Annotated in this window: 8 protein-coding genes; 1 reads left to right on the forward strand and 7 read right to left on the reverse strand. The window is 70.1% G+C overall.

Features of this window, described 5'->3' with window-relative positions; genetic code table 11:
- The 7 genes from QNJ30_15480 to QNJ30_15510 form a co-directional block, all read right to left on the reverse strand.
- The coding region (locus QNJ30_15480; GenBank protein ID MDJ0944869.1) for a hypothetical protein at positions 1-2,126 on the reverse strand (2,126 nt) is incomplete at its 3' end.
- Complete coding sequence (locus tag QNJ30_15485) at positions 2,123-2,947, reverse strand: hypothetical protein (GenBank protein MDJ0944870.1); 825 nt, start codon at positions 2,945-2,947, stop codon at positions 2,123-2,125. The genes QNJ30_15485 and QNJ30_15480, both read right to left, overlap by 4 nt.
- On the reverse strand, positions 2,944-4,755 hold the full coding sequence (locus QNJ30_15490) for a 4Fe-4S dicluster domain-containing protein (GenBank protein MDJ0944871.1): 1,812 nt from the start codon (positions 4,753-4,755) through the stop codon (positions 2,944-2,946). Before QNJ30_15490 ends, QNJ30_15485 begins: the two co-directional genes overlap by 4 nt.
- On the reverse strand, positions 4,752-5,786 hold the full coding sequence (locus QNJ30_15495) for a cytochrome c family protein (protein ID MDJ0944872.1): 1,035 nt from the start codon (positions 5,784-5,786) through the stop codon (positions 4,752-4,754). The genes QNJ30_15490 and QNJ30_15495 overlap by 4 nt, the downstream gene beginning before the upstream one ends.
- Before the next feature lie 15 nt (positions 5,787-5,801).
- Positions 5,802-7,067, reverse strand: coding sequence for a 2Fe-2S iron-sulfur cluster-binding protein (locus QNJ30_15500; protein ID MDJ0944873.1), 1,266 nt, complete (start codon positions 7,065-7,067; stop codon positions 5,802-5,804).
- A gap of 444 nt (positions 7,068-7,511) precedes the next feature.
- The gene (locus tag QNJ30_15505; GenBank protein MDJ0944874.1) at positions 7,512-9,011 is read right to left on the reverse strand and encodes a hypothetical protein; all 1,500 of its coding nucleotides are present in this window, start codon (positions 9,009-9,011) and stop codon (positions 7,512-7,514) included.
- Positions 9,012-9,024: 13 nt separating this feature from the next.
- Entirely contained in the window at positions 9,025-10,911 is a 1,887-nt protein-coding gene (locus QNJ30_15510; protein MDJ0944875.1) for a multiheme c-type cytochrome, read from the reverse strand.
- A gap of 346 nt (positions 10,912-11,257) precedes the next feature.
- Between QNJ30_15510 and QNJ30_15515 the strand changes: the two genes are divergently transcribed.
- Positions 11,258-12,565, forward strand: a complete 1,308-nt coding sequence (locus QNJ30_15515) for a tetratricopeptide repeat protein (GenBank protein ID MDJ0944876.1) — start codon at positions 11,258-11,260, stop codon at positions 12,563-12,565.
- Positions 12,566-12,677 lie beyond the last annotated feature (112 nt).

The following is a 12,677-nucleotide window of genomic DNA, read 5'->3' on the forward strand; positions in this document are numbered from 1 at the left end:
CCGAGGCCGCTGTTGTCGCCGCCGGAGTCCTCCTTGAGGAGCTGCTCGAAGTCCTCGAGGCGCAGGGACTCCTTGTCGAGCAGCTTGTCGTCCGACAGCAGGTCGCCGCCGCCTTGGCCGCCCGCCGCGACCCGCGGCTGCGGCGCCGCGGCCGGGGCGGCGGGCTGCGCGGCCTGCGGGGCGGCCTCCGCCGGTGCGGTCTCCTCGGCGGCTTTCTCGACCGGAGCTGGCGCGCCCTCGGCGGGCTTGCCCGGCGCCGCGTTGAGCCCCGGCCGTTCCCCGGCCCTGGGCGGTGGCGGCGCGCCCTTGGCGGGCTCGGGCGCGGCCGCGGCCTCCGGCTTGGCGGGCGCGCCGCCAGAGGGCGCGATGTCCCCGAGGCCGCTGTTGTCGCCGCCGGAGTCCTCCTTGAGGAGCTGCTCGAAGTCCTCGAGGCGCAGGGACTCCTTGTCGAGCAGCTTTTCGTCCGACAGCAGGTCGTCGCCGCTCTGGGCCAGCTGCAGCCCGCCGGGAACGCGGCGGCCCTGGGTCGGATGGCCGCCGAGCGGGCCCGGTCCCGCGGCCGCGGCCAGCCGGGGCCCGGCGACCGGCAGGGAGAAGCCCCGGAAGGAATAGGTGCTCCACCTGCGCGGCTTCGGCAGCTCGAGCGCGGCGCGTTTCTGGCGCCGCTCCTCGATCTCCCGCTTCAGCGCCGGGAACCAGTCGCGCTGGGCGCTGCGCATCACGTCGAGGGGGATCTGCGCGATCAGCTGGGCCGCGATGTCGGCATCCAGGTTGCGGTTCAAGCTCAGCTCGACCCGGGCCCGGACCGTCTCGGCGCCGGTGACCACGATGTCGTGCAGCAGCGCCTTGATGGCCCAGGCGACCCGCTGCACGGCGCGCAGCTCGCCCTCCTTGGCCTCGGTCAGGTCGTTGAGCTGCAGCCGCTGGACCAGTGCCAGGTCGATCTCCAGCCCGGGCTGGCCGTTCAGCATCATGATCATGAAGGGCGACAGGCTCTGGGCGATGGCGTACTCCGGCCATTCGCCGATGTCGATCTTCCGCTCCTGCAAGGTCTCGAGATCGAGCTCGGGCAGGGCGAAGACCGGCAGGCCCTTGGTCCCGGCCAGGCCCTCGCCCTGGATGTCCTTGCGGTGGCAGGTCGCGCAGGTCTCGTCGAAGGGCTTGACCTCCATGTAGCGCCCGCTGTCGTCGGGCACGTGGCAGGAGGCGCAGGTCCGCGGCGGGTTCTTGACCTTGGATTCGGCGAAGTTGCGGTTGAAGTGTCTCTCGTGGTTGAAGGCCAGGCGGGTCCGCCGCAGGTAGGGATAGCGGTCGAAGGGCGGATGGCCCTCGGAGAAGCTGGCGAACTTGACCGCGTGGCAGGTCTGGCAGCGGTCGTCGGGCACCGCGGTGGCGTCGAACTCGGCGCCGCGATGCTCCTTGTGGCAGGTCGCGCAGGCCAGGGCGTCCTCGGCCTGGGGCGGCAGGTCGAAGACCGAATCGCGCAGCGCGACCATCCAGGACGGCCGGGATTGCGGCGTGTTCGCGGTGATGGTCTTGGTATGCTGCTTCAGGACCGCGGGCGCCTGGTTGTGCGGATGGGTCGCATGGCGGCCGCGGTCGTGGCAGGCGACGCACTTCTTGCTGTCGCCGTGCGGGTCGTCCGGCCGCACCGAGGCCCGCAGCCAGCCCGCCGGCCCGCCCTCGAAGGCGACGTGGCAGACGCCGCAGTTGCCGACCTCGCCGTGGCCCTGGATCACCGGGCCCGGGTCGAAGGCCGGCGCGCGCAGCTCGGTGCCCAGCACCAGGGCGGCCAGGGCCAGGGTCAGGGCGGTCGCCCAGAAGGTCACCTTTCCGCGCTTGCGGCGCAGGCTGGCCTGGGGGACGCAGGGCGGGCGCTGCTGGCAGCAGCCGCCGTCGCGGTCCGGTCCCTGTTCGCAGGGCCCGCCCTGCTCCTCCGACCTGGTGCAGAGCCAGCGCTCGCCGTCGTGCCGCGGCTCGCACTCGCTCCGTGACTGGCAGCGGCCCTTGGCGGTCGGGCCGAGGCGGCAGGGCCGGCCCTCGGCGGCGTAGCCGCAGACCCACTGGTCCGAGACCCGCTGGTAGGGGCTGCGGTCGAAATCGAAGCTCTGGAGTCGCCGCATCATGGCGCCGCCGAGCCAAAGGCGTAGGCCAGGCCCACGTGAACCACGCTGAGGACCAGGACCGAGTAGCTCAGCGGCAGGTGGAAGAACAGCCAGAGCTTTAGGGTCAGCTGCAGGGCGTACTGGTGGTCCAGGTTGTCCTTGGCCGCCGTGATCTCACCGAGCCGGGTCAGCAGGTCGCGGCCCTTGGTGTTCTCGTAGCGCTGCAGCTCGCGAATCTGGTTCTCCAGGCGCCGGGCGTGCTTACGCGAGCCGGCCAGGTGCGCCAGCAGGTTGCGCGGTTTGCGCAGGTAGGGCGCCAGCACGGTCCAGTAGAAGTTGGCGACCGCGGTGTTGCCGGTCTCGTCCAGCGAGTTGTAGGCCAGGCCCTCGGCCTCGTTGGCGAGCTGGGCGCGGAACTGCGGGATCCGTTCGAAGAGGATCCGCTCGCCGCCGGCGCGCAGGCGCAGCGGCAGGCGGCGCGAGATCACCAGGCCGAAGACGCCGGTGGCGAAGAGCCCGACCGTGGTTCCCCAGAGCAGGATCTCGAAGCGGCCGTTGGGCAGCCTGAAGTCCGAGTGCAGAAAGAACAAGAGGGCGCAGATCAGGCCCAGGTAGACGTGGATCTGCAGCCAGGTCGAGGCCGCCATCAGGGGCAGGAAGGGCAGCTTCTTGCGGGCGTTGAACAGAATCAGAAAGACCATGCCGCCGAACAGCAGCCAGCCGTTCAGGAAGGCCGCGTCGCGCAGCGACATCTCGTAGAGGCCGTTGAACAGGACCAGCAGGCTCGCGGCCAGGAAGGCCAGGACGATGTTGACGAAGCGGCGTTGCGCGAAGCTGTTCATTGGCTGGCCCAGCGCCACAGGCTGTCGCGGTCCCTGAGGTCGAGGCGGACCAGGGCGTCGTGCGGGCAGGCCCGCTGGCAGGCCGGGCCGCCGAGCTGGTCGATGCAGAGATCGCACTTGGTCGCCTTGACGATCGGGTTGCCGCCGGTCTGGTCGACGATCGGCGAGCCGTCGTCGTCGCGGATCTCGACCATGCGGATGTTGTTGTAGGGGCAGGAGTTGGCGCAGGTCGCGCAGCCGATGCAGGTGGTGTCGTCGATCAGCACGTTGCCGCTGCCCGGGTCGCGGTGGATCGCGCCGGTCGGGCAGCCGATCAGGCAGACCGCGTCGACGCAGTGCAGGCAGGCGTTGGCGATCATGATGTTCTCGTGCTCGGGGCCGTGGCGCAGGAAGCGCGGGTTGTTGTCGTGGGCGGCGGCGCAGGCGCGCACGCAGTCGTCGCAGGCGGTGCAGCGGTCGGTGTTGATCGCCATGACCGCGGTCCCGTTCATGGTCCGGGTGTTGACCAGGAAGTCGATCAGGGTCGGGTCGACCGTCGCCTCGCGGCGGTCGGCGAAAGCCGAGAGGTGCCGGGTCGGGTCGTCGCGGGTCGCCGCGGCCAGGGCCTCCTCCGGCAGGCCGGGCAGCACGAAGCGCTCGACCAGGACCGTCGGCACCCGCAGCAGGTCGACGTAGCCGACCGCGTGCAGGCCGAAGCGGTGGTTGAGCGGCGCGTCCCGGCGCCAGTGGTCGATGATCTCGGGCAGGCCGAAGGTCTCGTTGCGGGTCAGGAAGCCCGCCGTGCGCAGGCCGCCGGCCTCCTGCTCGGTGATCCGGCCGAAGCCGGAGCGGATCAGGATCAGGCCGTCCAGGTAGTCGCCGTACTCGGCGATCACCGGCTCCGCCTTGACCACCTCCTGCGGGCTCTCCGAGGCCAGACGCTTGAATCCGTGCGCCCACTCGAACTCGCCGTGGGTCTCGAAGAGGGTGTTGCGGGCGATGTGGTCCAGGACCTCGTCGTCGAGGTGGCGGAACAGCGGCGATTCCTGCAGGTGCATCCTCAGGTCGCGGCTCTGGTAGAGCGAGTCGATCCGGGCCCGGAAGCCCTTGTTGCAGCGCCGGATGTCGCGCAGGCCCTGCCAGCGCAGCTCCAGGACCACCGCCCGGCCCTCGGCGAAGTAGGTCCGGTTGTAGGGCTGCCGGGTCAGGGCCTCGGTCTCGCCGAACATGTCGTCCTCGGTCAGCAGGTCGGTCTGCTGGCTTGCCAGGATGGCGCCGACGTCCTCCAGCCGCTCGCGCGGGCCTTCCTCCTCGGCCATCGCCCAGGGTCCCGCGAGCACCGGGTAGTCCTCGATGTTGCGGCGCTCGGGCACTGGCGAGTTGCGCCAGAGCTGGCCGATCGCCGAGAAGACGGAGCGCTTGGTCCTGGCGCCCTTGCGCGGCGCTCGGCCCCCGGCCTCGACCCGCAGGCTGCGGACCCGGCCGGCCATGACCTGGAAGAAGGAGCCGCCGAAGTCGCCGGCCTGCACGATCACCTCGCCGTGCTCGTAGTGCCGGATCCGCGCGTCGTTCAGCAGGATGCCCTGCAGCGGCAGGTTCCGCGGGAACTCCTTGGGGTCCATCTTCTGGAAGACCGGCGTATCCATCACCAGGTCGACGTCGCGCTCGGTCATCTCGGGGTCGAAGGGGCGGTCCCAGCGCTGCGGCCGGGGAATGCCGACCGCCCGCTGGCTGCGGCCGCGGTCGCTCTGGATCCGCGGGCTGCGCTCCGGCTCCGCGCGAAAGTCGATCGGCAGGCTGTCCCGGCCCCGGGCCATGCTCTCCCTCAACTGCCGGGCGTCCTGGTCTTGCCCTTGTGCTCGGCGGACTTGGGCAGGAAGCGGTCGATGGCGGCCAGCTTCGAGCCGTCGTGGGTCTCGGCGAAGGCCTGAGCCGCCTTGGCCACCAAGTCGGCCACGGCGACCAGGGACTTGACCTCGGCCAGGTTCAGCTTGGCGGCGCTGGCGGCGCGGGCCAGCTTGACCAGCTCCGGGTCCTTGGTGGCCCGGGCCAGGCGGCGGGCGCGCAGCCGGGCGATCTGCACGCGCTTGGCCATGGTCACCGCGAAGCGGTCCTTCTCGGTCGCCTTGCTCAACGCGCGCAGGGCGCTCTCCAGCTCGACCGCGACCCCGACCGCGTAGAACAGCCGCAGGCGCTCCTGGCTCAGCGGGCGGTTCTCCTTGCCGGAGTTGTGCCAGGTATTGTGGCGGACCTCGCCCTGGGACCAGCGGACCAGCTCGAAGGGGCTGCCGGCGGGATGGCCGCCCTTGTTGACCAGCTTCTCCTCCGGCACGACGTGGCAGCTGTAGCAGTTCTTGGTCAGGGTGTAGATCATCTTGGGCCGGATCATTCCGGCCGCCTCGGCGTCGATCCAGCGCTGCTTGGCCTCCTCCGGCGTCTCGGTGTTCTTCTTCTTGCCGCTGTACTCGCTGTGCCGCTTCAGCCAGTCCTTGGCCGGGCTGTGGCAGGACTCGCAGGAGATGCCGGCGATCGGCCTGGTCTTGCCCTTCTGCTCCTTGCTCGAGAAGTGGCAGCTCACGCAGAGACCTTCGGCGCGGATCCGACGCAGGCCCAGGGCCTTGGCGATCTCCCGCCCCTTCTTGTTGCGCGGCAGCGCCTTGAAAGTCTTGTAGTGGTGGGTCTTCTTCCAGGTCTCCGTCTCTTGCTTGTGGCACTCCGCGCATTCGGTCGCGCCGACCACCTTGGCTGGATCCGGCGCGCGCGCCAGGGCGCCGCTCGAAGACGCCAGCAGGAGGCCGAGGGCCAGACTCGCGCCGGTGACGGCCAAGCGGATCCCGTGGTGCTGTCTTGCCTGCGTCATGGTCATCGCCGGGCCTCAGGCGTCCAGGACGAGGTCGCTTTCGGGGACGGTGATGCAGGCCAGGCATTGTCCCCGCGGCGGGGTCTGGCCCGGCTTGGCCAAGTAGCGGACCCGGCCCTCCTTGATCCCGATGGCGCAGCTCCCGCACTGGCCGGCGCGGCAGCCGCTGTTCAGGCTGACGCCGTTGCTCTCGGCGAGGTCGAGCAGGCTGCGCGCGGCCGGGCTCCAGTCCAGGGTCTTGCCCGAGCGCTGAAAGGCGATCTTGACCGTCTCCTGCTTGCCGCGGGCCTGGGCCGGCGGCTGGGCGGCCGGTTCCAGGGAGGCCGGGCCGAAGGCCTCCATCTTGATGTCGGCCTCCGGCACGCCGCTGTCCTTCAGCCCCTCGGTGATCGAGCGGATCATGCCGCCGGGGCCGCAGAGGTAGAACTCGCAGCCCTTGAAGGGCAGCAGGAATCGCATCAGCGGAACCGTGACGTGGCCCTTGTGGTCGTAGTCGCGGCCCTTCTTGCAGGTCGGGGACGGCCGGCTGTAGCAGACCACCAGGTGGAAGTTCTTGTGCCTGCGCTGCAGCTCCTTCAGGTGGTCGTACATGGCGTGGTGGCTGTGGTCGCGCACGCCGTAGAACAGATAGACCTCGCGCTTGAGGCCGTAGGTGCAGATCGTGTTCAGCATCGAGAGCACCGGCGTGATGCCGATGCCGCCGGCGATCAGCACGACCGGACGGGCCCGCCTGACGTCGAGGAAGAACTGGCCGGCGGGCGCCCGGACGTTGATGGTCGCGCCCTCGGGCAGCTCGTGCAGGCGGCTCGAGACCACCCCGGCCGGCGAGCTTGGGCCCTTCTCGCCTTCGCCGATCCGCTTGACCGTGATCCGGTAGAAGTCGCGCGATCCGGGCGCGTCCGACAGGCTGTAGCAGCGGACCTGGGCCTGCGTCTGTCCCGGCACCGGGACCTCGACGGTCAGGTATTGCCCGGGCACGAAGGGCGGCAGCGGTTTGCCGTCGTGCGGCTTCAGGTAGAAGGAGTAGATGCCGGCCGCCTCGCGGACCTTGCGTTCGATGGAGAACTTCCGGACCCCGGTCCAGTTCTCGACCCGCTTGGCCGGTTTCGGCCGCGCCCGCCCGACGGCGCGCCGGGCGCGATGGACGAAGCCTTCCAGGGCCAGGGCTTCGCGCTGCCGGACACGGGCGTTCTGGCGCGCGACCCGGAACAGCAGCGCGGCCGCCTGGATCATGGCTCCGCCCAGGACCACGGCGCTGACGACTTGTAGAATCTCCTCCATCCGTTCCCTTACCTTGCCTTCTTGTCTAGCCCCGAAGGCCCGGCGCGATCCCGTTGCTCGAGACCCCGCCCTTCGCCTCCCATGTCCGCTCCGTCAACAGCCCCCGGCTTCCCCGCTGCCTGCTGCGCGGCGGCACGATCCTGCGCCCCGCCTTCAACGTCAGCATTTCTGGAAGCCGCGACCGCGCGGGCAGATCGACTGCAACGTCATTTGGTGCACGCCTCCCGATCAGAGTTCCAAGCCAGCCGTGATCGCCGTGCCGGCGATCCTGATGAGACGTTTGCTTCGAGCAGCCCACCATCCGAAGTTTCCCCCTTATTCCGGGGCTTTGGTGCGTTATTCCGGTGACAGAATTCGGAACGCGCGCGCCGCTTTTGAGCGGCCCGCCGGCCGGGTTGTCGGCCCGACCCGCGGGGCGCGGCCTCGCGGTCGAGATCGCTCGCCTCAGAACTGATAGAGGATCTCGGTGCGGCCGCCGTAGGCGGTCTTGTCGCCCTGCTGCCGCACGCCGAAGCCCTCGATCTGCAGCAGCATCTGCTGGGTCAGCTTCTGCTGGAACTGGAAGCCGATGCCCTGCTGGTCGAAGCCGATCTCGTCGCCGTCCAGGCCCAGGTCCTGCCGGATCGCCAGCTCGACCGCCAGGTTGGTCCAGTTGTCGTTCCAGAAGGCCTGGTAGCCGAGCGCGATCCCGCCGACGTCGTTGGCGCGGTTGTTCAGCTCCGATCCGAAGTTGCCGATGTTTGGCGAGGCGAAGAGGATTCCCAGGGGCGCCAGCGGGCCGCCGCCGTCGACCAGCTCGCGGCCGGCCTGCAGGAACTCGCCGAAGGCGACGAAGGGATTGGCGTAGAGGGTGTCCTCGGTGCCCCAGGGAGTCCAGGACAGCTCGGCGGAGAGCAGGATGCCGTCGCGGGTCAGGGCGGTCTCGTTCTCGGAGCCGAGCGCGAGCGATCCGTTGGCCCGGAAGGTGGTGTTGAAGTGGCCAATGCGCTGGGCCGCCGAGAAGCCGAGGAACACCCCGTCGTTGCTGTTCTTCTCGTCCAGGGTATAGACGGCGTCGAAGTTCAGCGTGGTGTCCGGCAGGTCCCACTCGGTGAGGAGGCCGAAGAGCTGGACGTTGTCTTCCTGGGTCTCCGCGACGCCGGTGGCCGAGCGGGTCACCTCGTTCCAGCCCCAGACGCCGGCGACCCGAAGGTTGGAGACCCCGGGCATTCGGATGTTGTTGCGCACCAGCCCGACCGAGTCGATGGTGTCGCTCAGCAGGATGCCGTCCTGCACGATCAGCGGCTGGCGCCCGACGGTGAAGCCGAAGTCGAGCAGGGACGTGCCGTTCGGGTCGAGATTGGGGAAGAGGCTGCCGAAGTCGCCTTCCGCGAAGAGCGTCCGGATGTTGAATTTGTACTCGTCCTGGCGGCCGCTGTCGTCGTCCGGCTCCAGGCGGTAGCCGGAGAAGTCGTCCGGCTCGTTCTTGTCGAAGGGCCGGACGCCGAACACGACCTTCTCGGTGCCGGTCAGCTGCAGGTTGGCGAAGAAGTCGCCGCGGTTGACGAATTCGGTGGTGCGCTCGGCCCGGCCGGTGTCGATGGTCTGGATCGAGGTGCGGTAGGTCCCGAAGACCCAGAGCCGCGGCTGCCAGACCGCGCCGGTCGGCAGCTCGAAGCCGTTGTCGAGCTCGCCCTCGCCCAGGAAGTCGTCGCCGATCTCCAGGATCAGCGGCGGGCGATCCGGGATGTCGCCCTCGGTCAGGAAGGGCTTGGGCTCGTCCGACAGGCGGCTCTTGCTCTCCTTTTCCCCGGCGTCGTCGACCGGGCTTTCGGCGAAGCCCGGCTCGGCCGCAAGCAGCGCGGCCAGGGCGATGGCCAGGACCGGGGCCGCGCCGCCGCGGCGCGCGGCCCGCAGGGCGGCCGCTCCGGCCGCCGGGCGGGGTCGGGGTGCCGTCGCGTCCATGCTCCGCCCCCGCTCAGCCGTCGACCTCGAAGACGATCTCCTTCTCCCAGAGCGTCTCCGCGCCCGCGACCACGGCGTCGGCCAGCTCCCGGGCGCTCATGTTGTAGTCGAAGCCGACCCGCTCCACGGCAGCGATCAGGTTGACCGGGATCATCTGGGCGTTGAGCTTGACCGTCGCCCGGTAGGGACCCTTGCCGGTCAGGGCGTCGCCGTCGACGCTGTAGTCCGCCCAGCGGTTGCCCAGGGGCTCGATGCCCTTGCGGTGGTTGCGCTCGGTGGGCGGCTCGCCGGTCAGGATCAGCGACAGGGTCGAGGGCCGCACGATGGGCAGGGCGGTCACGGTGAAGGGGATCGGGATCACCGCCTCGCGCTCGCCGCCGCGGCCCTGGGTGACGACGAAGCGGGACTGCAGGTTGAAGAGGTAGTCGTCCAGCGGCAGCTCGCCGTTGTGGACGTAGAGGGAGTGCAGGTCGCGGACGTCGCCGTTGGGATCCCGGTCGCCCGATTGGAACAGCACCTTGCCCTCGGCGTCGAAGACCGTGACCTCGAGCCAGACCAGGCGCTCGCCGGTGAAGCCGGTCGGCACGTTGTGGCCGTCGGTGATGTTCTTGACCTCGACGCTGAAGTCCAGGCCGTCGCTGTCCGCGTCCTCGATGACGATGTCGCCCAGCATGTAGCCGTTGCGCAGCAGTTCCAGGCGCTTCTTCCTGGCGGTGGCGAGGCGGGCGAACTGCACGTCGAGGATCTCGCGGGCGTCGTAGCGGTCGTCCGGGGCTTCCCAGCGCTCCGGGAAGACCTGGTCGTCGCTCACCGTGTCCTCGAAGGCGTCGGTGCCCCAGCCGGCCTCGACGTCGAACTTCAGCCAGTCCTCGAGAGTCGCCAGCTTCTGGGCGTCGCTGTTATGCGGGAAGATCCCGGGATGGATCACCGAGTAGTCCGGGCCGGCGAAGGTGTGGTCGGTCAGCTTCCGCGGCTTGGTCTCGACCCCGCCGACTTCGGCGGCCGGCCCGTGGGCGTAGCCGCTGGCGACGCCCTGGACCTTGCCCATGTGGCAGTCCTGGCAGGTCTCGCCGCGCGCCGCCGCCGGCGACATGCGGTACTCGCTGAAGGCCTCCTCCAGGCGGAAGCCGTTGAACAGGGTCACGTCGTGGCAGCTGCCGCAGAAGGTCGAGGAGGAGATGCCCGCGAACTTCTTGACCTGGGTGTGGATCTGGCGGCCCTGCTGCTCGCGCTCGGTGACCACGCGGTAGTCGTCGTCCTTCAGCACGCGCTCCAGCTCCGAGTTGCCGGTCGGGCCGTAGACCGGCTCCAGGAGGTCGCCCTCCTGCAGGCCGATCCGGCCGCTGGCCTTGTTGTAGGCCTTGTTGACCCGGTGACAGACCACGCAGGTGATTCCCTCGCGCGAGGTCGGGTGGCGCTCCAGGTTGGAGATGAAGGGCGACTCGCCGAGGTTGGCGCCGACCTGGTTGTGGCAGCGCAGGCAGAAGTCGCCCATCGAGCTGCTGGTGCTGAAGTTGAGGAAGTTGTTGATCGCCATGTAGACGGGGCTGAGCTGCGCGTAGGAGTGCTGCGAGACCGACCACTCCTTGTAGTGCTTCGGATGGCAGGTGCCGCAGGTCGCCGCTGAGGGATAGCGGGTCTCCTGGAACAGCAGCTCGTGCTGGCGCTCGGCCTCGTCGAAGAAGGCCTCCTCCTCCTCGGCCCCGGGTCCGGCCTCGGCGGGTGCGGCCTCCACCGCCTCGGCCAGCGTTTCCGCTTCGACCTCGGGCGCTTCGGCCCTGGGCGCTTCGACCGGCTCGCCGCGTTCGGAGCCGACGGCGGGCCAGGCGACAGTGGCGCAGATCGTGAATGCGATCGTGAGCGCGAGGAACTTGGGCTTGGGGGGGAGCTGTGACGACATGGCGAGGGCCTCTCCTGTGACTGCGTCACTCGGCCCTCGGCGAGAAACCCGCCCTGCTTGGGAAACCCGGCCCTACCTGGGAAATCGGATTCGGACAACCGAAGGACCAGAGCCGCAGTCAGCATTCTGTCCGGCGGAGACCGCGCTCGGTAAGCGAAATTGATGCGTCAATCCGGTGACAGAATTCGGCGCGCTGCGACCTTTCGCGTCGGGAAGCGGCTGCCACCGGCCGCGCAGCGTCACGGCTCTACACAGAAATCACACATCATGGCCGGGGTGCGGCTGCATAATATATGAGCGTCCGCGAAAACGGTGTTGAGCGGCCCAGCAGTCGAGAAATCGCGCCATGACAGGAAGTGTCGGATCGAACCGCGCGCTGCCCCGCCAGCGCCTTCAACACCCTGCGGCCGGCGCGGCGCTCGGCCGTGGCGATGGACATGCCGGGTCGCTTGTCCTCGGGCCTCGGCTGCGCCTTGCGCTCGCCTGCCTGCTGGCGGCCCTGGTCCTCGCCCTGGCCGCGCCGGGCCGCGGCGTCGCCGGCGAGGTCGCCTGGGAGCGCTACTCCGATCTCGGTCGCAAGGCGCTTCAGGATCAGGACTACGGCGAAGCCCGCGCGATGTTCGAGGCGGCGCTGCGCGAGGCCGAGCAGATCTCGCCCTGGGACATGAGGGTCGGCCACAGCCTCAACGACCTGGCCGCGACCTACTACGCCGAGGGCGGTCATGCCGAGGTCGCCGAGCTCCTGACCCGGGCCCTGCAGGTGATCGAGGTCGGGCTCGGGCCGGACCATCCGGACGTCGCCCAGGTTCTCAAGAACCTCGCGGCGGTCGAATACCTGCAGAACGATTACGCCTCGGCCGAGACCAAGATGCTCCGCGCCGTGGAGATCTGGGAGGCCAGCCTGGGCGGCGACAACCACAGCGTCGCCGCCGCGCTGAACAACCTCGCCGGCATCTACGAGGCCCAGGGACGCCATCCCGAGGCCGCGATCGCGCTGGAGCGCTCGCTGCTGATCTGGGAGAAGATCGTCGGCCCCGACCACGAGGCCGTGGTCGAAAGCCGGCGCCAGCTGAACGAGCTGCAGCGGGTCCACGGGCTCCTGCCCTCCGCAGTCGCGGCGGACCGCTCCCGCCAGGTCGCGCCGGCCGCCCGGGCCGCCGGGCTCGAGGCGCCAACCCGGCCGCAGCCGGCCGCGGCCATTCCGGCGCCGGCCGCAGCGCCGGAACCGGCGCCGGCCGCAGCGGCCGCCCCGGCGCCGCAGATCGCAGCGCCGGATACGATCTTCCTGGAGCCGGCCGGCCAGGCCGCGCCGGCGGGGATCGACGCGGCGGCCAGCCCCGCGCGCAGCCCGCCCGTCGAGGCGGCGCCGGCCCGGGTGCAGGTCGCCCAGGCCGCGCCGGCGGTCCGCCTGATCAACCTTCACCTCGGGTCCTTCCGTTCCCAGGCCTCGGCCGAGGACAGCCGCAGCCGCGTCCTCGATAGCTACCGGGACATCCTGGCGGCGCAGGAGATTTGGGTCGAGCGGGCACAGGCCGGACCGCGCGGCGACTTCTTCCGGGTCATGGCCGGCCCTTACGAGAGCGCCTCCGTCGCCCAGGACGTCTGCACCCGCCTGCAAAGCCTGCGCCAGGACTGCTTCCTACGTCAGCGCTGAACCGGGGCCCGCCGCGTCTCTGAAACGAACTCGCGTTCCGGCCGCACGCTGGGCCGGGCTCGCCATAGGGGAGTGGTCTTTCGCTTCGGTCCGCGGTTGCGCGTCGGCTCTT

It is taken from the genome of Kiloniellales bacterium (genome assembly GCA_030066685.1).
Classification (GTDB): Bacteria; Pseudomonadota; Alphaproteobacteria; order Kiloniellales; family JAKSBE01; genus JAKSBE01.

Excerpts from the sequence above, each read along its gene's own strand:
- QNJ30_15485 (MDJ0944870.1), bottom strand. The coding sequence starts at position 2,947 with ATGAACAGCTTCGCGCAACGCCGCTTCGTCAACATCGTCCTGGCCTTC.
- QNJ30_15495 (MDJ0944872.1), bottom strand. The coding sequence starts at position 5,786 with ATGACGCAGGCAAGACAGCACCACGGGATCCGCTTGGCCGTCACCGGC.
- QNJ30_15500 (MDJ0944873.1), bottom strand. The coding sequence starts at position 7,067 with ATGGAGGAGATTCTACAAGTCGTCAGCGCCGTGGTCCTGGGCGGAGCC.
- QNJ30_15505 (MDJ0944874.1), bottom strand. The coding sequence starts at position 9,011 with ATGGACGCGACGGCACCCCGACCCCGCCCGGCGGCCGGAGCGGCCGCC.
- QNJ30_15510 (MDJ0944875.1), bottom strand. The coding sequence starts at position 10,911 with ATGTCGTCACAGCTCCCCCCCAAGCCCAAGTTCCTCGCGCTCACGATC.
- QNJ30_15515 (MDJ0944876.1), top strand. The coding sequence starts at position 11,258 with ATGACAGGAAGTGTCGGATCGAACCGCGCGCTGCCCCGCCAGCGCCTT.